The sequence below is a fragment of the Ruegeria sp. BB6 genome, from assembly GCF_056539385.1.
The window spans coordinates 39,831-65,749 of the sequence record NZ_JBQFUW010000004.1 but is presented as its reverse complement, the minus strand read 5'-3'; the positions used below and the strand labels follow the sequence as shown (position 1 = coordinate 65,749).

19 protein-coding genes and 1 tRNA gene are annotated in these 25,919 nt (G+C 54.0%); 7 read left to right on the top strand and 13 right to left on the bottom strand.

From position 1 onward, the window contains the following. Positions 1-34 precede the first annotated feature (34 nt). From ACR0B7_RS11040 to ACR0B7_RS11020, 5 genes are read right to left on the bottom strand one after another with little or no spacing between them, the layout of a single operon-like run. Positions 35-895 carry a hypothetical protein gene (locus tag ACR0B7_RS11040; protein WP_170485889.1) on the bottom strand — a complete coding sequence of 287 codons (861 nt, stop codon included), beginning with the start codon at positions 893-895 and terminating at the stop codon, positions 35-37. A gap of 23 nt (positions 896-918) precedes the next feature. Beyond that, positions 919-1,320 carry a hypothetical protein gene (locus ACR0B7_RS11035; protein WP_170485888.1) on the bottom strand — a complete coding sequence of 134 codons (402 nt, stop codon included), beginning with the start codon at positions 1,318-1,320 and terminating at the stop codon, positions 919-921. Positions 1,321-1,351: 31 nt separating this feature from the next. Continuing rightward, entirely contained in the window at positions 1,352-3,073 is a 1,722-nt protein-coding gene (locus tag ACR0B7_RS11030) for a dynamin family protein (RefSeq protein WP_170485887.1), read from the bottom strand. 8 nt (positions 3,074-3,081) lie between these two features. Beyond that, positions 3,082-5,094, bottom strand: coding sequence for a dynamin family protein (locus tag ACR0B7_RS11025; protein ID WP_170485886.1), 2,013 nt, complete (start codon positions 5,092-5,094; stop codon positions 3,082-3,084). Positions 5,095-5,096: 2 nt separating this feature from the next. After that, positions 5,097-5,501 carry a hypothetical protein gene (locus ACR0B7_RS11020; RefSeq protein WP_480681469.1) on the bottom strand — a complete coding sequence of 135 codons (405 nt, stop codon included), beginning with the start codon at positions 5,499-5,501 and terminating at the stop codon, positions 5,097-5,099. Positions 5,502-6,022: 521 nt separating this feature from the next. On the opposite strand from ACR0B7_RS11020, the gene ACR0B7_RS11015 reads away from it, so the two are divergent. Next, positions 6,023-6,107, top strand: a tRNA-Leu gene (locus ACR0B7_RS11015). A 260-nt stretch (positions 6,108-6,367) separates the two neighbouring features. Further along, complete coding sequence (locus ACR0B7_RS11010; protein WP_170485885.1) at positions 6,368-8,125, top strand: FkbM family methyltransferase; 1,758 nt, start codon at positions 6,368-6,370, stop codon at positions 8,123-8,125. 28 nt (positions 8,126-8,153) lie between these two features. Here ACR0B7_RS11010 and ACR0B7_RS11005 read toward each other — a convergent pair whose 3' ends face one another. From ACR0B7_RS11005 to ACR0B7_RS10970, 8 genes are all read right to left on the bottom strand, one after another. Continuing rightward, on the bottom strand, positions 8,154-8,891 hold the full coding sequence (locus ACR0B7_RS11005) for a hypothetical protein (protein ID WP_170576786.1): 738 nt from the start codon (positions 8,889-8,891) through the stop codon (positions 8,154-8,156). A 422-nt stretch (positions 8,892-9,313) separates the two neighbouring features. Next, a complete protein-coding gene (locus tag ACR0B7_RS11000; RefSeq protein ID WP_170485883.1) occupies positions 9,314-13,153 on the bottom strand; it encodes a non-ribosomal peptide synthetase in 3,840 nt (1,279 codons plus the stop codon). Position 13,154: 1 nt separating this feature from the next. Beyond that, positions 13,155-17,264 (bottom strand): non-ribosomal peptide synthetase, encoded by a 4,110-nt coding sequence (locus ACR0B7_RS10995; protein WP_170576787.1) that lies wholly within the window; start codon positions 17,262-17,264, stop codon positions 13,155-13,157. Positions 17,265-17,269: 5 nt separating this feature from the next. Then, positions 17,270-17,536, bottom strand: coding sequence for an acyl carrier protein (locus ACR0B7_RS10990; RefSeq protein WP_170576788.1), 267 nt, complete (start codon positions 17,534-17,536; stop codon positions 17,270-17,272). Then, positions 17,517-19,034: an amino acid adenylation domain-containing protein gene (locus tag ACR0B7_RS10985; protein WP_170415927.1), complete on the bottom strand. Its 1,518-nt coding sequence runs from the start codon at positions 19,032-19,034 to the stop codon at positions 17,517-17,519. Before ACR0B7_RS10985 ends, ACR0B7_RS10990 begins: the two co-directional genes overlap by 20 nt. Further along, positions 19,034-20,284 (bottom strand): HupE/UreJ family protein, encoded by a 1,251-nt coding sequence (locus ACR0B7_RS10980; protein WP_170485881.1) that lies wholly within the window; start codon positions 20,282-20,284, stop codon positions 19,034-19,036. Before ACR0B7_RS10980 ends, ACR0B7_RS10985 begins: the two co-directional genes overlap by 1 nt. Next, a complete protein-coding gene (locus ACR0B7_RS10975) occupies positions 20,281-21,438 on the bottom strand; it encodes an acyl-CoA dehydrogenase family protein (RefSeq protein ID WP_170485880.1) in 1,158 nt (385 codons plus the stop codon). Before ACR0B7_RS10975 ends, ACR0B7_RS10980 begins: the two co-directional genes overlap by 4 nt. Before the next feature lie 167 nt (positions 21,439-21,605). Further along, entirely contained in the window at positions 21,606-22,931 is a 1,326-nt protein-coding gene (locus tag ACR0B7_RS10970; RefSeq protein WP_170485879.1) for a glycosyltransferase, read from the bottom strand. Positions 22,932-23,144: 213 nt separating this feature from the next. Between ACR0B7_RS10970 and ACR0B7_RS10965 the strand changes: the two genes are divergently transcribed. The 5 genes from ACR0B7_RS10965 (at position 23,145) to ACR0B7_RS10945 (ending at position 25,914) form a co-directional block, all read left to right on the top strand. Then, a complete protein-coding gene (locus ACR0B7_RS10965) occupies positions 23,145-23,813 on the top strand; it encodes a Crp/Fnr family transcriptional regulator (protein ID WP_170415918.1) in 669 nt (222 codons plus the stop codon). Positions 23,814-23,920: 107 nt separating this feature from the next. Beyond that, positions 23,921-24,133, top strand: coding sequence for a YgaP family membrane protein (locus tag ACR0B7_RS10960; protein WP_170576789.1), 213 nt, complete (start codon positions 23,921-23,923; stop codon positions 24,131-24,133). Beyond that, complete coding sequence (locus tag ACR0B7_RS10955; RefSeq protein ID WP_170415914.1) at positions 24,130-24,564, top strand: YeeE/YedE thiosulfate transporter family protein; 435 nt, start codon at positions 24,130-24,132, stop codon at positions 24,562-24,564. Before ACR0B7_RS10960 ends, ACR0B7_RS10955 begins: the two co-directional genes overlap by 4 nt. Before the next feature lie 3 nt (positions 24,565-24,567). Next, the gene (locus tag ACR0B7_RS10950) at positions 24,568-25,005 is read left to right on the top strand and encodes a DUF6691 family protein (protein WP_170415912.1); all 438 of its coding nucleotides are present in this window, start codon (positions 24,568-24,570) and stop codon (positions 25,003-25,005) included. A 24-nt stretch (positions 25,006-25,029) separates the two neighbouring features. Next, positions 25,030-25,914 (top strand): MBL fold metallo-hydrolase, encoded by an 885-nt coding sequence (locus tag ACR0B7_RS10945; protein ID WP_170415910.1) that lies wholly within the window; start codon positions 25,030-25,032, stop codon positions 25,912-25,914. Positions 25,915-25,919 lie beyond the last annotated feature (5 nt).

The window sequence follows — 25,919 nt, the reverse complement described above, 5'->3', positions numbered from 1 at the left end:
GGATTCGTTGAAAATTTGAACTTTTGGAACGACCTCATTCCGCGTCCTCGGTGAGATCCTTCCAAAGATTGACGACGGCACCCAGTTTTCTTGCTTCGTGCACGGCCACTATGATTTCGTTGGCATCGTGCAGGACGGCCAAGGCTGTGCCATTCCCGCCCGAGGGTCTCATGACAATAAGCTGCGGATAGTCCAATTCCACCAGCGCGTCACCATCCCAACCGGCCAGATCATCAGCAAACTTTTTCAACAGGCTCTGACCCGCATGCAGGGGCTGGTCCGGGGCGCAGGCACCGTCGGACCGGTGGGTTGTTCCGTCTTGTTTGCTTGCCTGAATCCGCCCAAGGGAACAACGATCTGCGCCGTCATAGAACCGGCTTGAGAGGCTCTGGTCAGAAACAGGCGGATTATCTGGCAACGTAGACGTCGTTTGATCGGTGACAATCGAAACGACCGGTTCGGACGGCAACTCAATCGCGAGACAGGCCTTGGAAATTTCGCTGAACGTAATGCCCACATCGTCGGCCTCAAGCGCGATATCTGGCTGAAGCGATATAAGTTCCAGCGGACCCGGTGCCGAGGCGATGTCGGACACGAGATGCGCCAGACTTTCGGCCAGCGCGTCGCGCTGCTGGGTTTCAAAGTCAGGCACCAAGCCGGACCGGACGCGAAAAACATCCGTCACCCGAGAGCTGTTAACCTCGATCGCCAGGCAATCGCCGTTGGCCGCCGTAAACTCCAGTCGCCGGGGCAAGACCGTGCCGCGAATGGTGCGCAGCACTTGTTCACGCCTTGCCGCAGCGGTTTCTCCGGTCAGAGTAACTGCGGGATTGAGACGCGCTACTGTCGTGCGCCCAATGTCCTCGAGCAGATCGAGTATCTCAGTGTCCATCATGTCGAGACCCCCTCTGGTCCTGTCTAAACTGCAGCCGAGACAGGCCCCAGGCTGAGATGTGATTTCGTTAGAGCCAATCCGACATTCGCGCTGTCGCGGCATGTGTAGCAGATCACATGATCAGGATAGGCCGAAGTGCGCAGAAAGATGTTCAGCCGACCTTTGGAAAACACCGCAATTTCCCCAAAACCCGTCTTTTCGGACCCCTCAGAGCCGGCCTCACGCAGAAGTTCTTCAAACCCACCTATGCCGCGTCCCTGAAACAAGTTGGCGACAGCGATCGCCAAGCTGTCCAGCGCGCGTGCGTCTTCCGGGCTGGCAAAACTTGTTCCCAGCAACATCCCCGTTTCCATATCGACATACCCGGCTGCTATACAGTCGGGTATGGTGTGGATCGCGGTGTTTAAAGCTGCTTCGATAGACATCTTGCGTCCTGTTTCTCTGCCTTAGTGATATCTACAACACATGCCATTCCGGGCCGTTGTTTTTGTCGGGTTTCGGGATGGTCGGCATCGTTCCCTTGGAACTGCGCGCGTTATGTTCTGCCGCGATCTGGTCGAATTCCTGAAGGAAGGACTGGAACATTGTTTTCAATCCATCTGCGTCTTGGGGCAGTTCTTCGTCCTGCGTGATCTCGCGCCACATTGCCGCCGCGCTAATCAGCGTTCCGGCGGGAACGTTCAATAGATCCTCAAGCCGCTCGTTCTGCTCCGGCCCGTTCAATGCTTCGACATTAGTTAGTGGCACGACTTGCATGTCGTGCAGGTCGTTTGATTCAGGTTCCGGTTCAAACTCATCGTCTGTGTCGGAGGTTTGTTCAGCCATCAGCGCAGCGATAGAGGAAACGGAAACGTCTGCGGGCTGGCTTTCAGCTACTTCTTCCTCGATCTCGGCTTGTTCGGGCAGGTTTGCCAGCTTGCCTTCCAGCGACTCCACAAAGGCGTCCGGCTCGGACGCAGCATCGTCCGGTTGGTCCAACTCGGCTGCAGATGTCAGTTCAATCCCGGCATCGTCACCAAATTCCTCATCACTTATCGGGTCGATCTGGTCTGCTTCGATCGATGACGAGTGCAAATCGGTGAGGTTGAGGTTTTGACTGGGCGATTCCTTGAAGAACGCGCGCAGATCATCTTCCTGTTCGGGTGTATCCGCCAGTGGCGCTGCTCCCATTTCGGCCCTCAAACGATCAGCCTCGCCAGCGTCGATTCTGGGTGCCCGTTCCGCTTCGCCCGACCGCGCTTCAACGCGGGCAGGGCGCACTGGAAAATTGGTCACAACCTCGTCGTTGGCTGCCGATGGGTCCTCGGCCTGAACGGGATCGACCAGTTTCAGTGGCCGCGAATGGCTGGAACCACTCGCGGATTTTTCAGGTCGAAGCGGTTGCACGCGCGTCGAAGCCTGAAGGCCGCTATCTATTTGGTAACGAGACAGAATTTCGGCGCGATTGCCCATGATTTGCTCAGTAATCTCAAGAAAACTGTCGACCATCTTTCCGCCGCCACTGCGTGCCCACAGCTCGGCGTCACCGCTTTTGTCTCGGGCGACAATAGCGTCCCGCGCTGAAAACAGGATAGAGCGGTTAAACAAGTGTCCTGCCTCGCGATTGACGCGGCGCAGTACCTTCTGGCGGTCTTTGGAACCCAGAACATCGGCCCGCGTGACCAGCAGCAACGAGTTGTTCTGAAGTCTCTCGGGAAGGGAAACCCATGTTGCCCTCTCGGTTTCGCGCCAGGCTTGCGTAGCGTGGGTGCACCACAGCACCCCATTTGCCTGGCCGACCGCCCGCCGCCAGACATCGTCTGATATCTTGGGATCCGAAATGCCGGGCGTGTCGATCAGATCAACAGCTTCCAGAATGTCTGATTCCAGGAAAATGCGAACGAACTGGGCGTCGTTTACCCCAACAGATTCAAGCTGATCCAACCCGATATTTTCGCGGCTGCCATCGTGACCTTGCACATAGGCGGATTGCTTGCCCCAACTAAACCAAACCGGGGGCAACTGCGTCGCCGTCACCTGTGTGGGCAATGCGTGCGAGCGCAAAAGAAAGTTCATCAATGTGGATTTTCCGGCGCTGAACTCGCCCATCAGAGCGAACACGGGTTTGCGCCGGGACCACTGCTCGATGCGTTCCCATTTTTTGTTAGAGACGAAGCGGGTTTGTGAATCTTTTGCCATATCGCTACTTATGCTGCCTCGTTGCTAAGATCTTTTAGGATGTCGCCCAGTATGTCGTCGGGTGATTTTCTTGCCGTCATACCGGCCATCAATGCTGCATTGCGGCTTGGGTCTTTTTCGGCCGCTGCTGAAATGCTCAGCAACGTTTCTTTCTGCTCACGCATGAAATCCGACAGGCTGGCCCGAACGTTCTCAAGGACGGCTGCAATCTGATGTTCTTCGATATCCTTGGTGATCGAGTTTGCTTCGGATGCAATCAGACGAGTGTAGTCCGCTGCATAGGCTTCAAATCCCTTTCGACGCTGCCACCAGCGGCGCCACCAGGTGCTTTGAAGGTCCAGGGCGATGGTGCGTCCGATCCCCAACGGCGGCGGCACACGGGGAACAATAGGCGCTTCGATCGTGAATTCGCCCAAATGGTTGCCCAGTAGTTTCTGGTAGAGGGCTTCGATGTCGGCTGCTGCCGCGCCATACAACGCCCCGGCCTCTTTGCGCATCGAACGAGCAAAGCTGAAATAGGCCGCTTTTTGCAGGGTCCGCAGCCCTGCGGGGTCGTATTGCCAAGTACCTTCCTCGCCGTTTTGCTCAAGATGAGCTATCAGAGAATCTGTTGCCCGTTTGACAAAGTTGGCCTCGGCGGAGGTCAGTCTCTCAAGTACTTTTTCGCGCAGGGATGAGGTCAGTTCAGCCGCTTTCTTATCATATTGCTCAGCGACTTGCGCGATTGCGTCTTCGGTGGATACGCCATCCAGATCACGAACAACGCCTTCACCGGCGGACAGGCTTTTGGCGACCGCAGTGGCACGGATTTGGCTCGCGATGTTGCGGGCCTTGTGCCGGACTCGGTCCAGAAGACGGTTACCGGCACCATCTGCAATGCGTTCGTTCATAGCCAACAGCAGATCCGGCAGGCCGGACAACGCCCAAATCTTATCCAGCGAAGGCGCCTGATCTCCGAACCCAGCGGCCAGATAGAATGTGTTCAGCGCCTGACGGGAATCTTCATTCAGAATATCAGGGTTTCCGGTTATGGCGGCTTCTGCCCAAAGAGCGCTGCCGAATACGACGCTGGTGTTGGTGTCGATATTGTTCTGCTTCAAAGTGTCCTGAATTCGGTCGCGAATTTCAGGGACTTGGGTGACCGGATCTGCCAGTTCGTCGATCCGGTTTACGAACAAGATGATCTGACGGTTCTCAAACTGGGCGATAATCCGCATCAGCGCCATGTCCATCGTCGTCAGAGCTTGGCTTGCCGCCAGAACAACAATGCATACTTCGGACCCGCGCAGGCTGCGAAGGGTAATCTGCTCGCGCACCATGAAAGTATCGTTGACGCCGGGCGTATCGCAGAGTTTCAACGAGATCGGATATTGCGGAATGTCCATGAACAGTTCCGCAGATTTGGTCACGTCCGCAAACCGCCCGGTCTTTGGGTTGATGTCCGGGTCGTCTTGATCGCCCAGACAGACGTACCGCTGAATCAGTTCTTCGTCGAAATAGTCATACTGATGGCTCTGACCAAGGATCAGGTCGAAATGTTTGCCCAGACGTTCCTCTGACTTGGCCTTCATCTCGCCGATCTGACGGCGGATATCGTCCATTTCGTCATCGGCACCGGCCCGGTTCGCCAGTTCGCCCAAACGACCCCCGCCGACCATCAGGTTGTCCCACTCTTCCTGCTCGAAGAATGTGAACTTGGACTTTGTGTCGCCTTCGGTGCGGGTGTTGATGTTCAGTGTGGTTACCACCGATGTCCACGGGTTTACATCCGATGGCAGCAGCGCAGGGCGCCCGGCAAGGATGTTCACAATCGAGGACTTCCCAGCCTTGACCTGCCCAACCAGCGTAACGCTGGCCGAGAAGTTTTCCATGCGCGTCTTGAGGGTAGCGAGACGGGCAGAGGAACGGGCGTCTGCCACCTCTGTCAGTTGGTCAATCTGCGTCGTCAGCGCAGCCATTGCCGAGGTCATTGGCGTCAGCGCTTCATTGCCGACAGACAGAAGATGGTCGTTGCGCGCCATGGTTAGCCTCCGGTTCCTGTCGCCGCCATGTGATGCTGTCCATGGTCGGTCGGAGTACTGGTCAGCGTGTCAATGCGAGCAATCAAATTCAAAGCGTTGCCCAGAATGGCAGCTTCGGCGCTTGGGGAAATCTTCTCGAACGCGCGCTCGTCGGCGAGAACTTCGATCGAGCTGAACTGCTCACTGTTCTCAAGGCAGGCGACACGGCGTCCGGTCGGGAACCCCGCAGACTTGGTTTCGGGCAACGGCATTCGTGAGTTTGCGAGCAGGTAATGCCCGCCAGAATGTGTGCGCAGCGCGACCCCAAAACCCGTGTCCGGGTGGTCGCGGCTCAGGGTTTTGAGTTCACCAAGAAAACTTTCGCGTGCAAGACCAACGGCGTCTTGCTCGGCTGCGGCAGAAGTCATCAAATTGGTCACAGTTTCCGACCCTTGTTTTAGAGTTGAGCAGAAAAACTCGTACGGTGCCCGAGGGCAAAAAGACTCACTAAGTCCTTGCCTCCATCAATTACTGGCAAGGCGGAATTTGTTTGACGCGAATAAGATTTTTTGGCGTTTGAAATGTGGCGCAAATGTGATGCGGGGGCTTTGAAGCCTTGCAGCTACGCAAGAATCTGTGACTTGGCAGAGGATTTATTGAAGGTTTCCAATGTCGCAGCGGCATTCCCTGACGGGCGCTTCAGAATCTTTCGGGGCCCTGAAAAATGGGTGCAACGACCTCCGAATCTCTTTTGAGGGGGGCGGATAGCCGTACTTGAACGGCGGCAAGGTAAGCTACCTGCCCGGCTGGAACTGACCAGAGAACGCACTGCCCACGTGACGCTACGGGGCTGTGTTTAATAATCTTTCATGTTGGCTCAATTTCCCTCTCGCACTTGGTTTCAAGCTTTGCTATTGAGCCGGTCAATCTGACAGGTGATGTCAGCGATGCGGGTGTGGCGAAATTGGTAGACGCACCAGATTTAGGTTCTGGCGACGCAAGTCGTGGGGGTTCAAGTCCCTCCACCCGCACCATATTGAAATTAAAAGCTAAAAATATTCTTGTTGATGCCTTTGCCTAGTCCCGTTTGCAGAAAGTTTCCCATACTGTTTCCCGTTTTCACCTTTCGTTCTTGAAACGTGCTACAAAGCATTTATGACAGGGAAACGGCAGGTTCTTAATCCAATGCAAAGTTGCTGTCCGAACAAATACGTTTAATTCCGTTAGAGAACTCTCAGCTGTCTAGTTGATAGGTCTGGTTGCCAAAGCCTGTATTCGATTCCAAAAGTCTCTTATGACCATAGAAAAAACTGCCTTCCTTGTGAGAACTCACGAACGTAACTTGCAAACTCAGAGGCTCTTAGACTGTCTGAGAAGCAATGTTTCACCCAACACGTTTGTTGTATGCGACGAAACAAAAGGCGTCCTAGACTACCCAGACGCGACAAAAGTTTCTTTGTCAAAATCCGTTCTGGCAGATTGGCAATTCAAAATTCATCCACGAGACTGGGGCTGGCTGTGCGGAGACTACTGCTATTATGCCGCTGCAAACCAACTTTCAGGTTATGATTATTTTTGTTTGATAGAGTCCGATGTTTTTTTGAGCGATGCCGGAGCGAAAAAGGTTAAAGCCATCCTGCAAGGAAATAATAGTGACGCAGTTGCTGCTGATTTGCGAAGGTTTGATAGACCGCGCAAGTTCTCAAAGCCACTGGCGCAAATTGGAGAAGACGCGAACTATGGATGTATTTTTCCGTTCACCCGAGTAAGCGCAGATTTGATCCCCGAAATGTTCTCGCTTAGGAAAAGGGTTCAAAACCACCATTTACCACTTCGCGTAAACGATGAAGCCATACTCTCGACCGCTGCTCACAAAGGAGGCTTCGACGTTACTGATCTCTATGACTATGTGGATATTTTTCACCGAGACTATTTTGATACAAACCCTCCTCACTTGCATGAAATCGTTGAAAAACGCCATGATGACACACTTGTTGTACACCCTTCAGTTCCGATGGCGAAAATATATGAACGAATTCAAGGTGGTCAAAAGGGTTACTTGAAGAAAAACCGATTGAGAAAAATACTGGCAACGTCACCGGATCATGTAGGCAGGGCACTGTCGAGGACACTTGATAGGGCTAAAGAATCGCCCGTTCGTGGCCGAGTAAATATTGATGAAAACAACGAAAAAACTGAAAGGCTGGTGTGGTTAATAGATCGACTAGAGTATTTCCAACCTGTTAAAATTGTTGATGTTGGTGCAAACCCAATAGAAGGTGATCCCTCTTATCTACACCTGCTTGCACACGGCCAAGCTGAAGTAGTTGGCTTCGAACCAAATCCTGAAGCTCACCAAGAACTTTTGAGTAAAGCCGCATCTAACGAAACTTATCACTGCCGAGCACTTGGAGATGGTGGGCAAGAAAGACTTTTTCTGACGAGGCACTCTGGATTTTCTTCGCTTTTTCAGCCTGACCTAAAAAGTGCAACCTACCTCGGATTCAAAAGACCGATGCAGATAGCAGATGTGGAAAGTATCTCTACCGATCGGCTAGATGACTTGGGAGTCGTGCCCCCCATCGATTTTTTGAAGATCGATATTCAAGGTGGAGAGTTAAACGTTATTTCAAATGCTCGAAATAAGCTAGCTGAAGCAATGATTGTTCAAACTGAAGTTCGCTTTTTTCCATTGTATGAAAAGGAACCAACATTCGGTGATCTTGAGAGGGAGCTGAGAGATCAAGGATTCATTTTCCATAGCTTCGATTTCTTGAAACCTGTTTTGGGTAGCCGTTCGTTAAGAACGAAGTTTCGGCGACGAGCGTTTTCTCAGATAGTGGATGGGGATGCGTTCTTCATCCGAGATCTTCGAACCCTACAATCTTTCAGCGACGAGCAATTATCTAAGCTTTGTATCTTGGCAGACAGTGTTGTTGGCGCATTTGATCTCGCCAGTCTTTGTTTGGAGGAGTTTGTCAGAAGAGAAAAATTAACATTAGAAGATATTGAAAAATATCTCTTATTGTTGCCTCAACGAATTTTGAGATAGGAAAAACCAAAATTTCCCAGAACGGGGTCTAAATCGAGTAACCGCAACGAGCTTCTAACTTGAGGTCCAAATTTTGAGTTATGTGATCTAAGTCTTCTGGTTTAAACATCGTGTCTGCGTTCGGGCGCGTCGAGCTTGGTCCAACTCTATTTTTAACCGGAGTGGGAGTAGTTTTGCACCGTATTCCAAATTCCGTTGCTAGTAAAAATAGTAAATCACTTGTTGTGTTTACAATATCTTCATAACGCACAATCAGTGCGTTAACTCCTCGATTTAAAATCGAAAGATGCCCAGCCAACTTTACACTTCTCAACTCCAGAACATTTTTGTACCTGCGCCCTTCAATAGGGTGACGATCCAACTGAAGGATTTCGCCACGGCCCAATCGATAATTCAAATCGTACCCATGCCTAGACCAACCTGAATCCAAGGGGGTATAAATACTTTCCCATTCAGCTCGTATGAAATCCGAAAAAGATAGCTTAGAAATCCCAGGGTCCACCTCAAAGGGAGCACGATAAAAGCTTTGGAGCCAATCCTTTGGATTTCTCACGACTACGATGAAAAGACAACAGCTTGGTAGTATTGGATAAGTGGGTATGCCATGCTTCCATCCAAACCTACTAACAGGTTTTAAAGTGTTGTTTTTCTTAATCAATTTTTCAATGAAATTTGTACCGGATCGACGTTCGCCGTAAACCTGAAAAATGTTGATTTCACTGTCAGAAATAGCCTTGCTGATGCCAATATGTGCGCTTTGTACCATTTCTGCCTACGCTCGGTTACGCAATTTGTGATAAACGATTTTCCACATGGCCACATATGGAAACTTTGGTTTTTCATATAGTTTGATTCGGGTTTAGCTTAACAGCACACTCATCCATGTTGATCTCAGTTTTGTTGCGCGACTAACTCACTTGCGTAAACCTGACGAAAGTCCGGCATTTGGTAGTGATCGCCAATGAGATTGGTAGTTTACTTGGGCACTGCCCATTGTGGAAGCAAACCACGAAATGAACTGTCTTGGTATAGGGTTTCCCAGTTTCCGTCTTTGTTCACGATATGTCTTGGGAAACTTTAAGGCTAAGAGTTTGATTAAATTGAATACTCGTGAAATTTAGGTTCTGGCGCCGCAAGGCGTGGGGGTTCAAGTCCCTCCACCCGCACCACTTTTTCCGTTCTGAAGGATCAAGCGCTTTTGTCCGATTGAACGGGTTGATCTATCAGGTCCCTGAGCGCGGCAGCGACGGTCACAAAGGCATCTGGTCGCCGCATAAGCTCTACGTGTTTCATGTCCAGGGGGTGACATGTCTTTTGGCGTAAATGCGTGTCCAGAACGTCGCCAGACCGCAGTGAGGGGTTCCCTCTGGTCAGAAACACATGGGCAGGTCGATCAAATTGGGGTACGCGAAAATCGCTGATCGCCAGGGCGTGAACGATTTCAACAGCTTGGATGCGGAACTTTTCGGACTCGGGCTCTTGTGCCAGAGAGGTTTTGATCCTCGGCAATATGCGGCGAGCTTTGACTTTGCGTTTGAACCCTTTGAACAGGTACCTCCATCTTTTGTAGGTCCGGAAATACAGTGGCTGTAGGGCAGGTTCGGCCCCGACCATTTTGAAAGGCGGGTCTAACAGAACCATTCCCTTCACAGTTTCCGGCCCAAGTTTCTTGGCCATTTCCATAACCATCGGACATCCCGCCGAATAGCCGCATAGCACAACCGGACCTGTGTTGGAGGATTGCGCCAGATGCGAAATCGTGTCGGATGCCAGATCGCTAAACGATTTCCCGTAGGGGACCGCCATTCCCTGTGTACGGTGACTGCGAACAAGAACGACGGAACAATCCGGGCCGAGGCTGCGCGCCATATAGCGACAGAACTGGACAGAGCAATGCGCTATGACAACGGTTGTCTTGCCGTCGCCAGGATTGGAGATCTGAAACGTGCTGTCATCTTCGGAAAATGACTGGTCCACTTCTCGGTCACGTATTCGCTTGGCCAATTCCGCAACGGTGGGGCAACTGAACAGATCGGTGGGTTCAAACAGCAGCCCGGCGTCCTGACCCTTGGAAAAGGCTGCGATCGTGGCCAGGCTGTCTCCGCCGAGGTCAAAAAAGTTTGCGTCGCGAGACGGGCAAGGGATGCGTAAAACATCCGAAAAAACCTCTGCGACCAACGTTTCCAAGGCATCTTTGGGTGCGGCACCGGGTTGATTACCAACGGAACGCGCAACGATCGAAGCAAGCGATGTCTGATCCGTCTTCCCGTTGGGAAGGTTTGGAAACGTCTCAATGCAAACGACAGCATTTGGGTGAAACGGGGTAGGCAGTGTCGCTTCCAGATGCCGGCGGACGGTGTCGCAGAGTTTGGCGTCTGGCGGGCTTTCGACGGCAACGCCTATGCTTTTTGAATCTGAGCGTTCCAGAACAACTGCGGCCACTCGCAGATCGCCTGCAACAAAGCTGGCTGCCGCTTCGATTTCCGTCAGCTCGATGCGGTGCCCTCGAATTTTGACTTGCGAGTCCTTGCGGCCCAAGAACAGGATGCGACCTGACGCATCTTCGACACCTAAATCTCCGGTCCGGTAGGCGCGGATACTCTCTGGGCCAATATTGAAGAAACTCTCTTGGGTCTGGTCGGGGTCATTCAGATAGCCGAGCGCAACAGTTTGTCCCGCCACGACGATTTCTCCGACCTGTCCGGTCTCGGCTGGGCAATCGTCTTTGTCCACAATTCCGACCCAGGTGCCGGGAATTCCCGATCCGATGGGAATATCGCCTTCCCCTGTGTGGTTTGTGGCGTCGTAGGACGTGCACCAGACTGTTGCTTCGGTTGGCCCGTATTCGTTGACCAGACGACAATCCGGCAGGATCGTGCGGCATTGCCTTACGAGGCTGGGGTAAAGCGGCTCTCCTGCCGTGATCAGTGTTTCCAGACTGCCAAGATCACCGCCTGGCACGGCCGTCAGCAAAACCTGCGCCAGTCCCGGCAAGCAAAGTGTATGCGTAACGCGGTGCTGCGAGATCAACTTCCCGAGCTTGTATGGCTCTTGTTCGCTGCGATTGTCCGCGACGACAAGGTGTCCGCCCGCGCCCAACGTCCAGTAGATGCCTGCAACCGAACTGTCGAAGGCCAACGAGGACAAAAGCAGATATACCTTTGGCGGCGTCCCGTAGATGTTGTCACGAGCGGCGGTTGAAATGGCCAGACCTTGACGGGATATCTCGACCCCCTTGGGCTGGTTCTGCGACCCCGATGTGAACATGACATAGGCACGCTCGCCGAACTCCACTTCGGTCACGTCCATTGCATCGCCGAGCGACCCCAACGTGACGATCTTGGCATCGGTGTCGGGCAGGAGACCGTCCATGCTTGCATCCGTGACAATGTACCGAGGCTGGATCGTATCCAACATCTGCGTGATGCGATGTGGTGGGTAATCCATGTCCAACGGCACATAGGCCGCGCCTGACATCATCACCCCTAGAAATGCGGAAATGGCCTCGGTGCCCCGAGGTAGGGCAACTGGCACGATATCGGATTTCTCAACACCTGCTTCCTTCAGCGCCAAGGCGATCTGTCGTGCGCGCAGTGAAAGCGCGGCGTAGGTCGTCGTTCCCTGCCCGTCAGAGATCGCAGGGGCATCCGGAGTCTGCTGCGCGTGCGACAAAAACTGTTGAACGACGTCGAAATGCCGGGGTTCGGGTCGCAGTTCTATGGCGTTTTGCGATCGCTGCAACAGGTTCTTGATCGCAACTTCGGGGTTCTTGATTATCGCCGATAGAATGTTCTTGTAGCCGGAAAATATCGCGTCGACCGTCTTGGCCTGAATGATCTCGGGATCATGGTAGATTTCGACCGTTAGCTTCTTTTGCGGCGTCACAAGTACCGTAAGAGGATAGTTGCTGAACTGCGAGGTTTTCAGGTCGCAGACCTCAACCTCTCCGAGATCGACACTTTGGGCGCCAAGCCCTTCGTTCACGAACATCGTATCAAACAGCGGTGAGCCACTGGCGATCGGGGCGCAAGCCTGCACTTCAGAAAGCGAAGCAAATTCGTGCTTGCGGCGATTAAGTTCCGCTTGGGCATGGTTTCGCAGGAAATCCCGGACCGAGTCCGATGGGTTTATTTTGCACCGAACAGGCAGTGTGTTGACGAATGCGCCTACAGCCCTTGTGATCCCGGCGATTTCAGCCGGACGGCCTGCCGTCGTCGTTCCGTAAACAACGTCGTCCTGTTGTAGCAAACGCCGCAATTCCAAAGCCCACGCTGCAGACAGAATACTGTTTGATGTGACCCTGAGTTGACCGGCCAAGCTTTCGATGGACGACATCACATCGCTGCCGAGCGTTTCAGACCGCCAGACTTGCACCGAGCCGCCTGAATGTGCGTCTGGTCGGGGGAAGACACTTGAATCCTCCAGACCGTGAAACTGGGTTTTCCAAAAGTCAGTGTCTGTCAGATTATGCTGATTTCGCAGCCAGGCGAGATAGGTTCTGAAGGGCGGTGCCTTGGGTTGATCTGCTTTTAGACCTTGGTAATGCTTACATAAATCTTGAAGGGCGACTCCGGTCGACCAACCGTCGCTGATCAGGTGGTGGACCGTCCAGACAAGCCGCCACGCGTTGGTCGAAATCTTGATCAGCGTCGCCGTCATCAGCGGTGGTTTTGTCAGGTCAAACTGACGGATCTGTTCTAGCCGCAACAGGTCTGACCACTTCTGTTCGACGTCTTTCGCAGTGGTCCAATCCAGCTCGATCCATGGTAGGGAAACCTGTTCACGGATGACCTGCACTGGTTGCTTCACACCTTTCCAGACGAACCCGGCACGAAAGGCGTCACGTTCGACGAGTACGGCGTTCAGGGCGCGCTTCAGGCGTTCCGGTTCCAGCGGTCCGTTCAGGGAACAGCTAATCACAGCCACATATTGCCCAAGCTGACGAGTGTCGCCGACCGAGTGAAATAACATTCCCTGCTGTGCTGGCGTCAATGGCAGGATATCTACTACACCCTTGGGAAGGCCCATTTCAGTCCAATGCCTCCGTGATGCGGAAAAGTTCGTCGTCATCCAGATCAACCAGTGGTGTGTGGTCGTCGGCATTGGTTTGTTCAGCAGGCAAGGTGTCAGCGTAATCGGCCAGTGCCCTGAGAGTGCGATGCTCGAACAATGCGGTCGCGGGCAGGTTCAGACCCATTTCGTTGGCTCTCATCGCTATTTCTATGGCGGTAATGCTGTCCACGCCAAGATCGAAGAATTCCCGGGTGGCGCTGATTTCGGCAACCCCCAAGACGTTTTTGAGGATTGAGGCCAGGCGGCGCTGAGTTTCGGTTTCCGGGGCTACATGTGCTTCTTGCGGTTGACTGCGCCAAGACCCAGCGGGCAGCCGTGATGTGTCTACCTTTCCGTTGCCATTGATCGGCATGTTTTCAAGGATCACAATCTGGTCTGGCAGCATTTCGCGTGGCAGGCTCTCACGCAATGTGTCCCAGATATTCGGTTCGACCAGCCCGTGACCGGCGACGTAGACGGTTAGTTTCGGGGCGCGCGCTACAGGTTCGTCAAAGCCGATTTCTTCCAGGATGGCTTGCACGCGCCCGGTGTCGATTTCGTCGTTCAACTCTTCCAATGCCTGCTCGCGGGTTTTGTGCCCCATACGTACGTCCCACGAATAAGGCAGCGCGTAATTGTGGAACCCCTCACGGGCCTTGTGAACATGAATCCCGGCATCGTTGATAAGGCAATTGGTGGATCGACCGGTATCCGAGGGCCGCTTCCACGCGGTTCGTGTTTCCAGAAAGTCGTAAATTTCTGATACCGGCACGTCGATATATCGATAAATGTCGAGCACTTCTACTTCGCTAAGGAAACGCCCGTCCTTCAAATCGTCTGTTTCCAGCAGCCGCGCCACCTCATCGTCTTCGGCGTGATACGCTTTGCGCGCTTTCGTGACCAAGTCGTCTAGCTGCCCGCATGTCGGGGCCGCGTGACGAAAAAGTTCGGGGGTCAACCGGGTTTCAAAGAACTGTCCGCGGGACAGCCCGGTCACGACGATCGGTGCGCCTTCGGTCAGAGCCGTGCGGAAGGCCAAAGTGTATAGTGCTTTGAAACAGCCTTGGCAGACATTGGAATGAGTCTTGAGACTGTCCACGAAAATCTGGTTCATCTTGTCCGTGGACAGATACCGGTGATCCCAATTCAGGTCACTGACAACCCTTTGGATATTGTCCTTTGCTTCCTTCGAGATATACCCGTTGTCCAAAGTAACCGCGAGCACGCGATGCGTGTGCGCGGCCAGACGATATGCGGCGTAGGTGCTGTCTTTGCCGCCACTCAGCATCATGACCGCATCATACGGCCCCCTGCGGGATTTGGCGGCGTCGACAATCCGGCGTTCAAGCTCGGGTTCAGTTTGGAAATAGGCTACGGCGCGATCCTTATAGTCGTCGAATTCCGCGCAGATCGTACAAATGTTGTTTTCCTCGAAGCGTACTCCGGGAACAGTGTTTGTCAGGCCGCAGCGAATGCACTGATGGCTTGGCTGTGTGTCCGGTTGCACTGAGGAAAACGCGACATGAACGGCGTCGACACCGGAAAGTCGCCGTAGTACCCGATCATATTCAGCCGTCTCCAGGCGGACACCGTTTTTCTTGATCTGCTGATCACTACGGCCAAGATATTCGACCTTCCCGTCATTGGTCATCCGACCGAGGTCGCCTGTGCGGTAGACGCGACCCTGAAGGTTCAGTGGATCGTCCATAAACTTCTCGGCAGACAGTGAAGGATTGCCAAAATACCCTTGGGCCAGCCGCCCTCCGATCACGATCTCGCCGGGTATTCCCAAAGGACAGACATTCAGGGCGGTATCCCGGATACTGATCGACATTCCCGAGGCAGGTTGGCCAATTTGAACAGAAGGCCCGGCGTCGGCACGGGGGTCATATGCGTGATGCATCGCGCCCACGACGGCTTCCGTGGGGCCATATTCGTTGATGATCTCCAAGTTTGGAGACAAAACGTCCCGAGCCTGCCTGCAAAGTTGCGAGGTTAGGTTTTCACCGCCCAGAACCAGTGTTTGTATGCGCGTTAGCGGCTGCCCCTGCTTACAGGCCAAAGCAAGATGCGAGGGGGTCAGTTTTACGATGTCGACAGCGTCATCGGCAAAGACATCCAAAACCGCCAAGTCCGGGTCGGATCTTTCCGGGTAAATCCTGACCGATCCTCCTGTGATCAGCGGAACAAACATCGACGTCAGAGTCAGATCGAAAGACACGGACGAAAAGAAAGCGAAATGTGCGGGATTGCTGCCCGCGAAGGTGTATGCGGCCCAGTTGATATACCGCGCCAAGTTTTTGTGGCTTACTTCGACGCCCTTCGGAATTCCGGTCGAACCAGAGGTAAACAGGACATAGGCCGTATCTTGGGGCCGGATTGAAAAGTCGATCTTAGCCGGGTTCAGTGTCTCGGCCGCCGAGATGCTCGGACACGGATAAGTTCCCGTGTTTTCGTGTGCCACGAATACAGCCGCCGCCCGACACCCTTGCAAGATTTCTAATGCCCGCGCCTTGGGTAGATTGGACGCGATAGGGACAAAACAGCAGCCAGCTTTGAGAATACCCAGAACTGCCGCCATAAAGTCGAATGATCGCGGCAGGTGGACGGCTATGCATGATGCTTTCGGTATGCCCAAGCCAGACAGGTGGGCCGCGATCTGATCGCTGCGCTGGTGTAGCTTGTCATAGCTCATCACCTCATCCGCGCAGGAAAGCGCAACCAAGTGAGGGTCTTTTTCGACCTGCGCCACAAATGCATCCAACACAGACCCAAATGGGGACGGAGTTTCGAGCGGACCCTGTATAATAGCCTTGTCTCGGACGTCACCGGAAAGCCCGACGGTCGAAATTCGAGTATGGAGATCCGATAGAACAGCCTTCAGGCAACGCAGAAAATGCGTGGACATATCTTCTTCGGAAACTGAGTCCAGAACTTCATTCTGCACATCCAGAAAGAGTTTCGGGCGCGCGCTGCCTTCAAAATCCATGATATGAAGGCGCAGCGCGTGCATGGCATCATGTGCGCCACTATGAAGCCATTCCACGGTGGCGGGTCGCCCGGCAAACCCGCCAAATCGCGCTTGGATGTAGTTGCAAACGGCGCTGATGCCCGACGTGTCGACGTGTGATACCGCACCGGGCCTTGCACTTTTCAGAAATGTACCAAGGCCCGTTTTGATCTTGTCGTAAAGGGTGCGCAGTGTATCCGTATCTTCGATCCCGACCGAGAACGGCAAGACTTCGACAAAAGGCCCAATGGTGTTGCGGTCCTCTTGCGTCAAACGATTGTGTGAGGGCAGCCCGATCGTAATCCGCTCATCACCCGTTACTCGGTGAAGGTAGGCGAAGTAAGCCGTGAGATAGATGGCCAGGCGGGACAGTTCGGGGGTAAACAGCCGAAACTCTTGTTGCGTGATTGCATTCTCGAGTGCGGTGAAAACTTCGGGCTCTACGGTGATCGGAAATCTTTTCGAGTCGGACGCCCGTTTTGGATTGCTGCCATAAGGGGGGGCGGATGACTTTGGCGCAGCGACGGTCGTGTTTGATCGCGAAGGGGCTTGCAACACCGAGCTATGAAAAAAGCCCGGCAAAGCTTCGGCGTTGTTGTTTCCGGTCTGCTCCAGGTTTGAATAGCGTTGCGAGACTTGCGCGAACAACAGCGCCCCCGACTGTGCGTCACAGGCAATGTGATGCTGGCAAACAAGCCAGACCCAGTGGGTTTCAGCCAGTTTGACCAACTGGCTTCGCAAGGTCCCGGATGACAGATCGAATGCGGTCTGAACCCAAGAAGGTAAATCCGACGCCAACCTGTTTTCTGGCTGCGTGTCAGAGCTGAGATCCCTGACGTCAAGCAAATCCCCGGTTTCGTCTAGGGCGTATTGTCTTGGACCGTCCGGCGTATCACGGACCGCGCTTCTCAGGATTTCGTTTTGCCGCAGCGTTTCTGCAAAAGCGGCCCTGAACAAATCTGGCTGCAAGTCAAAATGCAGATCAAACCGCCAGGCCATATTGTACAGCGGTTTATTTGGATGAAGCAGATGGCCTTTCCAAAACAGCATCTGGCTGTCTGTGAGGGGAAAAGTCATGCCCATCAGCCCAGACACGTTTTCTGTCGTGTTTTCGCATAGCTCAAAATCGCGCTAATTGTTGCCAGATTTTCCAGCGTGACATCTTCAAAGGGTATTTCGATCTGGTAGCTTTGTTCGACAAAAGACACCAAAGACATGACCCCGAGCGAGTCGATCATTCCGCTCAGCAGAAGTTCTTCATCGTCGGATACGTGTTTTCCGCCCAGAAGCGTCGATTGAATGTAGCGCCGCAATGCTTGGTCTGGTGAGTCAGGCTGCTCGTTGCTCATTTGCAATTCCTATTAGCTTTTTGCGGTCGATTTTGCCGGTCGAAGTGCGCGGCATTGCCTTGAGACTGCCTATCCGATGCGGGACGGCGTATTGCGGCAGCACGGAAACCAGATCGGATCGGATAGCGTTCAAATCCGGGTCAGAATTGCAGGTCACGAAGGCATGAATCTCGTCTCCGACCAGAATTGCGGCGGCTTCGGTGACGTCAGGGATATTCACCAGTGCCAGTTCAATCTCATCCAGTTCAATGCGGAACCCCCTGAGCTTGATCTGCCGGTCCTTGCGCCCAACCAAAATGAGTTGCCCGTCAAAGGCGCGGCGCACGATGTCCCCGGTCCGGTAGAACTGTCTTGGCTGCCCGCTTTCGTCCGGCAATGTGCAGAAAGCCGCCCGATTTTGATCCGGTCTGTTCCAGTACCCGGACATCACCTGATCAGAAGCGATAAGCAGTTCCCCGCTATCCGGTTCCACTGCCTCTGTTCCGATGCGGGCTGATACGCCGACGTCTGGGTGACCAATCGGCAGCGGTCCAACGCCGTCCAGATCGTCATGGGTGAAGGTGGCAGTCGTACAATGGTTGGTTTCGGTTGGTCCATAAGCGTTAAGGAACTTTGCGTTCGGTGTGTGCGCGGAAAAATCCTTGAGGGCTGCGGGCGGCATTTTTTCCCCCGCGAACATGACAACGCGCAGAGCTTGCAGATTACGATCTGCCAACGTACCGCGTTCCAACATTTGGATTATGGCATAGGGCACGGAATACCAGACCGTAATGCTCTCTTGTTCGGTTAGTTGAGACAGCGACGCCGGAAGTTTGGCATGCATCTCAGGGATGATCACACAGCACGCTCCGGCCAAGGCTGTGCTGAACACGTCGAAAATTGACATGTCAAAATGCAGTGGGGTGTGGTGACTGACACGATCAGACGCGGTCAAATTACACAGATTTGCAGCCATTCTGGCATAGGCAAGGCCACTTTGGTGCGTGTGAACGATGCCCTTTGGCGTGCCGGTCGTCCCAGAGGTCATCAGGATATAGGCTGCGTCAAACTCTGATCGTTGCGACTGCCGGGATTCCAGAGCCTTTTGCGCGTTCAGCTTGGGCAGCGGTTCCGAGATGTCCACGATCTGAGATGGTGCGAAGCTGTCCGAAAAGTGACCGACTCGGTCGGAATCTGTCAGGACAAGCCGTGGCGAGATCGCTGAAACTTGCGTGGCGATACGCTTTGCCGGGGCGGCTGGATCCAGAGGAACATAGACAGCCCCAACGCGAAGAATTGCGTGCAGCGCAGCTATGGCTCTTGGGCTCTTGGCTGAACAGAGTATCACTCGGTCCCCTGCTTGGGTGCCACGGTCCAACAGCAGCGCCGCAATCCTGTCCACCTCGGTGTTCAGGTCCGCATAAGTCGTTACCTTGCCCAGCAGCCGCAAAGCGGGCGCATCTGGTGTTAGCCTGGCATAGTGCCTGACTGCGTGGTCAAGGTAAGCTGCATCGATCATCAGTTGACGACCTGCGCCAAGGTTTCGCCGAACTCTGGAAACCAGCCAACCGTGCGTTCGTAGAACCAAAAGGCCGCAATCGCGATCAGCGCAACCGAGCCGAATTGCAGCCCGATTACGCGATAAGCCGTCAATCGGCGCAACGCGAAGAATATTGGGAAAAGCACCAGCACAATGGCAAGTTGTCCGACTTCAACGCCGATGTTGAACGTCGCCAGACCAAGCGCCTTGCGCGTCGGATCCAGCCCAAGTGGTTCAAGAACGTTCGCAAAACCAAAGCCGTGGAAGATGCCGAAAAGGAACACCACTTTCCACGACCCAGCGTGGAAACGAGGGACCAGGTTGCCAATGGCCACTGCTGCAATCGAGAAAGCGATGACCGCTTCGACCAACGTCACTGGCAGTGTGATGACTTCAAACGTGGCGAGGCACAGCGTGATCGTGTGCGCAACGGTGAACACCGTGACGATTTTCACAGTCTCGCGCAGGCTGTCGCGAATGCTTTCGGACGGAACCCAGCGCTGGTTCTCGATCCGCATTACAGCGCCCAGTAGCAGCGTCAGCAGGAACAGGACATGATCAAAACCAAGCCAGATATGCCAAACCCCGTGTTCAAAGAAAGTCAGGGCAATATCCTTGGTCGGTTCGTCGTTCAGATAGAGGTTCTTCTCACCATCCCCAGGCGCAAAAATCAGCGAAATATAAGCTTCGTTTTCGTCCATGCCGTTGCGCGTGTTGCTTCCAATCAACGCAAATCCGCGATGTGCTGGGTCGACGTCCGAAAATAGCCCGTCATACGACATCTGGATCGTAGTGGGTGTCTCGGTAATGCCGAGAACCTTGAAGTGGAGTTGGGCAAAAGTGTCGACGGAAGTGTCGAGGAACGAAATGTCGTCAAACTCAACCTGATAGGGCTGGCCTTCGGACGACAGGTTCATGCGATCCTCGAAATAGTCGAAGATCTCTTGCTGCGCAGCAAGGACTTTGTCCCGTGTCAACGCTGTCTCCACGTCCGCCGTGCCTTGTTGAAGTCGGGTAAGGTCGGTGAGTGTGGCTTCGACGCGCCCGCTCAGGCTGTCTTCAGTCACGTCAAAATACACATAGCTTTCGTTGTATTTGTGGGCGTAGGCGGTGGATGCCAGCGTGATTAGGACCAGTGCACCAAGCCCGAGCTGCAGAAAATGCGTCATCTGTGCGGCAATCCGACGGAAGGTTCCGCTTGGATTTTCCGAAAAGCGGGTGTTTGTCATAGGTCGGATCTCCCTTTCGTGCCCGGCCGGGCCTGCTGTCCAATTTCCATCTTTGCGATGATCTGACGTTGAATGTCCGAGGTGCCCGAGTAGATCACGCCGCCTAGCGCGTCTTTCACGTCGTCCCCGCTCGGCGAACCTTGGAGGTATCCGCGTCCGCCATGAATCCTGAGCGCGTCCGTGCTTGAGTTCAGGAAAGCCTCGGATATGTGAAGGTTCGCCATCGCTGCGAACTGTGTGAGGGGTTTTCCAGCGTCGTACAGGTCTGCGGCGCGCTGTAACATCAATTCGCAGGTTTCCAGGCGCACGCGCATGTCGGCAATGCGATTTGACACAGACTGAAATTCGGAAATGGCCTGCCCGAACAAATTGCGAGAGGCTGAAAATTCGACGCAGTCCGCCAGTTGCCGACGCATGGCGCCGACCTGCGACGTAAGAATGAAACTTCTTTCCCAATCAAGCGTAGATTGAATGATTGCCGCGCCGGACCCTTCTGGCCCCAACCGACGGTCTTCGGGAATGCGGCAGTCGTTAAGTTCCAACTGGCCCAAGGGGATAGAGTTCAGCCCCAGCTTTTCCTGCCCCTGATGTCGAATAAAACCTTCATCTTCGGCGCGCAGGATAAAGGCTGACAATCCCCAGCGACCCTTTTCGGGCGCTGTCTGGGCAAAGACTATGGCGAAATCGCAGACCGGCCCCATTCCGACAAAGGCTTTGCTACCGTTCAGGACATATCCGCCCTCAACACGTTCGGCACGGGTCTGAAGGGCAAGGGCATCCGACCCCGCCGCCGTCTCGGTCAGGGCAAATGCGCCAATCGCCTCTCCGGTCAACAAGTCCGGCAGATTGGTGTCCTTGATCTGTAGACTTCCAAAGCGGATCAAAGGCTGCTGCAAGGTCCAGATTTGCGAGATCACAGCCATCGCCAAACCGTTGTCGCGACAGGCTTCGCCAAACGCGATGAACTGGTCACAGAACTCTTTGGCGGAACGCTGATCACCGCCAACTTCGACAGGGGCAAAGCGTTGGAAAAGCCCAAATTCCGCTATGGACCTCCAGATTTCACGCAAACTTTCAGAGGTCACGCGCGGAAGCGATGCTGCAAAACTCTTTACGTCAGAGCCGCAAGTGGTGTTTTGGGTTGCTTGGTGCACTGTTGGGTTTCATCGGCTGCTTTTGAAAGGACTACGCAGCAGAATTCCAACGGGATCAAAAAAACTTAGGCCGACGATGCGGTGACGTGGACTTTCTGTATTCCCAATTGCCAAGTAGGGCATCGCAAGTGGTAATTGTGACCAAATGCCCGGCGATCTGACGGTCGCTATCTTTCGTTCGCTGTGCTCGTCAACTGCTCCAAAAAGCGGTTTAGGGTCTGGTTTTCCTGCTCGGATCTGCATGCGGTCTGCATCTCACGACATGTTCGTTTCAGGTCCTCGTCGTGCAGCAAAGACAGGATGTCGTCCTCGATTTTTGAAACAGGATCGCTAGGATTTCCCGCACGGCCGATGTTGTGAAACACGACCCGAGCCGCGCTTCCTCTTTGGTCGATCGCATGGGGATACATCAACATCGGTGTTGCGGTCTCGATGGCTTCGAGCAGGCCGCCCGTTCCACCATGCATTATCGCCAAGTCCGCGTGTTTCAGAACCCGATGTTGCGGAACCCAAGGGACCACAAGAACGTTCTCTGGCGTTGCCAACGCAGATGCGCTGTCCCAATCTCGGCCTGCCGTTATCAGAAACTGCCATTCAGGTCGCCGTTCGGCCACAGCACAGAGTTTTGAAATCAAGTCACCTTTGGTTTTTATCATCGTGCCGAAGCCGACAAAGATGCGTTTTCTTTTCAATGCAGGATCGCAAAAATCAGCCACCTTTTCTTTGTCATAGGGCTTCTCGATCCGGTCTTCCATTATCATGGGGCCAAGATAAGTCATGTTGTCATAGGGTTTGGTCGGAAGGTCCACTGCCTGTGGGACAAGCAGCGCAGTCGGTAACCTGTAAGTCCACGGCATCTGCCAGCATAAGCGACGCCTTATCTTTGAGATCGGAATCCCGTTTCGCCGCGCAAGTTCGACAATGGCCGTCGGGTAATCCGTACCTTTTCCGGACACCCGATTTCTTAGAATCTTTAGTTGTTTCCAGAGCAGAAAATGAGCCCACAGCAGGGAAATACCGAGTCTGCTACCTCGAAATCCTTGCCCGGGAACGCCTCGCCTGTTCAAAGGCAGAGCTTGCGGGCTGGGCGGGGAAAGAAACATGTTGCTGTATTGGACGACCGGAATGCCAAGTGTCGTCGCAACGATGATATGCGCGTGCAACTCACAATCGACAAAAATCGCATCTGGCGAGCGTTCAGCCAATTGCCTATTGAGGTCGTCGACGCCAAAAGCCGACACCGCAGCATCCAAACGATCTGGTTTTGTCATCAGATTGGCTTGGTCCGCGGACAACAACGGCCTGAACGCGTCATATTTCGGTTTGGCAATAATGTGATGTTGCAGTCCCGCATGGGCCAGTAGACCGGCCGATGTTTCAGGGGCAAAGAAGTCTATCTCAAATCCATTCTCTTGGGCGATGCGGGCAAACTCGACGGCGCTGCTTAGCGGACTGTTCAGACCGCTGGAAATAACTGCCAGGCGTTTGGTCATTAATCGGTCTTCCCACGTGCCGCTAAAGCGAATACGCCTCAAGATCGCTTCGGCCCGGCGATATGAGAGCAGAGAATGAAGTATTCTGACATTCAGGGCCGTCAAGAATTGACCCGGTTTCGCGGCAACATTCTTGGTCTCTGTTATATTCGGCAAACCAAATGTATCGTGGCGAGTGCCTGGACATTTTCGCAAGCCAATTAGGAACCAGACATGGACGCTTCGTGGATTGATAGATTCAAAGGGCTGAGCCAACTGCCGGCCGATATTCGCAGCCAACTGGAAAGTGGCAGCCAGATCGTCAACGTTCCGGCAGGTACACAGGTATTCTCGCCGGGTCAGACGGCGGACAACCTTTTGCTGCTGTTGGACGGCACGATACGTGTTCAGCAAAAGTCCGATACGGGTCGCGAGGTCTTTCTTTACCGGGTCCATGCAGGGGAAAGCTGCGTCCTGACGACGGCATGCATGCTGGCCTTTGAAGACTATTCCGCTGATGGCATAGCCGAAACCGATGTCAGTGCCGTTGCTATACCGCGTGAAACCTTTGATGATCTGGTGGCAAGGTCCGAGGTTTTCCGCAATTTTGTTTTTGCCGCGTATTCACGGCGGATCACGGACCTTTTCACGCTGATTGATGATATCGTTTTTCAACGTATGGACGTCCGTCTGGCTGCTCGTCTTCTCGAGCTTTCGGACCATAACAATATTGTTCGCGCAACCCACGCCGTATTGGGGACCGAGCTGGGTACAGCGCGCGAGGTGATCTCGCGCATTTTGTCCGAATTTCACCGCCGTGGATGGATCGAGCAGTCGCGCGGCGAGGTTCATCTGATCAATCGGGATGGTTTGGAACAAATGACGCGCGCTACCGCCATCTAACCCGGTGCCCGAGGTGGCTGAAAAACTGAACGGTTGGTGACCAAGTCACCAAAGTCTGGGTCACACCCGTGTCAATATCGCTCTATCGATTCTCGACGGAGTGAGACATGACCACCAACATGGGAAAATTCGATCGTGCTTTTCGCATCCTGATCGCGGTTGTCCTGCTGATCGCGGCTTTTGGGACCGGCATGACCGGCGCGGGCATTATGTTTTGGCTGACCTTGATCGTCGCCGCTTTTTTCACGGTGACCGCCATTGTCGGGAACTGCCCGATCTACAGCAATTTCGGCCTAAAAACATGCAAGGACCGGGGATGATGGAAACTGCGTTTACGCCTTTTGCTTCACTGTCCGGCGGAGTTCTGATCGGGATTGCCTCGACCCTGCTGATGCTCGTTCTTGGTCGGGTCATGGGGGCCACCGGCATTTTGTCCGGGATGGTACAGCCGGCCACAGGCCCGGATTTCGCCTGGCGCACGGCTCTGGTCGCCGGAATGGTGACCGGGCCAGTATTGATCTGGCTGTTCTCGGGGCAAATGCCAGCGGTCGAAGTCCCCGTGACCACCCCGGCATTGCTTTTAGGTGGGGTGATTGTCGGGCTGGGTGTGACCTTTGGATCAGGTTGCACGTCAGGTCACGGAGTTTGCGGAATGGCCAGGCTGAGCCTGCGGTCGATAGTGGCGACAGCAACGTTCATGCTGTTCACCTTTGCCACCGTCTTTGTCGTGCGCCACGTGATCGGAGGGTAATTCATGAAACTGTTCGCAACATACCTCATCGGCGTAGTGTTTGGCCTTGGAATCTCGATTTCAGGGATGGCCAACCCTGCGAAAGTGCTTAACTTTTTCGACATCGCAGGAAGCTGGGATCCCTCTTTGATATTCGTCATGGGCGGCGCTTTGGTAACCACTTTCTTTGGTTATCGGCTGGTGTTCGGGCGCATGGCGCCAATTTTCGCGGACGGGTTCAACCTGCCCACCAAGCACGCAGTAGATATTCAGCTTGTGGCCGGTTCGGTCCTGTTTGGTGTCGGATGGGGTTTGTCCGGGTTTTGCCCCGGCGGAGCACTGCCGGCACTTGGGACGGGGCATTGGCAGGTCTTTGCCTTTGTCGGTGCTTTGGTCGCCGGGATTCTATTGGCGAAATTTTTGCAAAACGCAGCGGTTCGCCGAACTCAAGCCCTGTCTTGAACCTATTGAGGAGGAGTTACCCAAATGACCGAGTATAGCGTTGACCTAAATGTGCAACCGACCGTCCAAGCCTTTTTCGATGCGGCGACGAATACCATCAGCTACATCGTCAAAGACCCTTCGTCGCCAGCCTGTGCCATTGTCGACAGCGTCATGGACATTGACTATGCGGCGGGCAGGATCACCTATGACCACGCGGACGAATTGATCCGTCAAATACAGTCGCAGGGCTTGCGGCTGGAGTGGATCATCGAAACCCATGTCCACGCGGATCACCTGTCGGCGGCCCCCTATATTCAAAGCAAGCTGGGCGGAAAAATCGGCATTGGCTCCAAGATCATGGTCGTGCAGGACACGTTCGGGAAAGTGTTCAACGAAGGAACGGAATTCCAGCGGGACGGTTCGCAATTTGATGCCTTGTTCGAGGACGGCGACACTTACAAGATCGGCAACATGCAAGCCTTTGCCATGTACACGCCCGGTCATACGCCGGCCTGTATGGTGCATGTCATGGGCGACGCGGCTTTCGTCGGGGATACCCTGTTCATGCCTGATGGCGGTTCCGCGCGCGCGGATTTTCCCGGCGGGGATGCGGGCGTCCTGTACGACTCGATCCAAAAAGTGCTGTCGCTTCCGGACGAAACACGTTTGTTCATGTGCCACGACTATGGGCCTAACGGACGCGAGATTGCGTGGGAAACTACTGTCGGGGAAGAAAAAGCCCTGAACATCCATGTCGGTGGCGGCAAGACGAAAGACGAGTTTGTCAAATTCCGAACCGAGCGCGATGCGGTTCTGGATATGCCAAAGCTGATCATACCTTCGCTTCAAGTCAACATGCGCGCAGGCGAAGTGCCTCGGGATAATGACGGCAACCCGATGCTCAAAGTGCCCGTGAATACCTTGTGATTGGT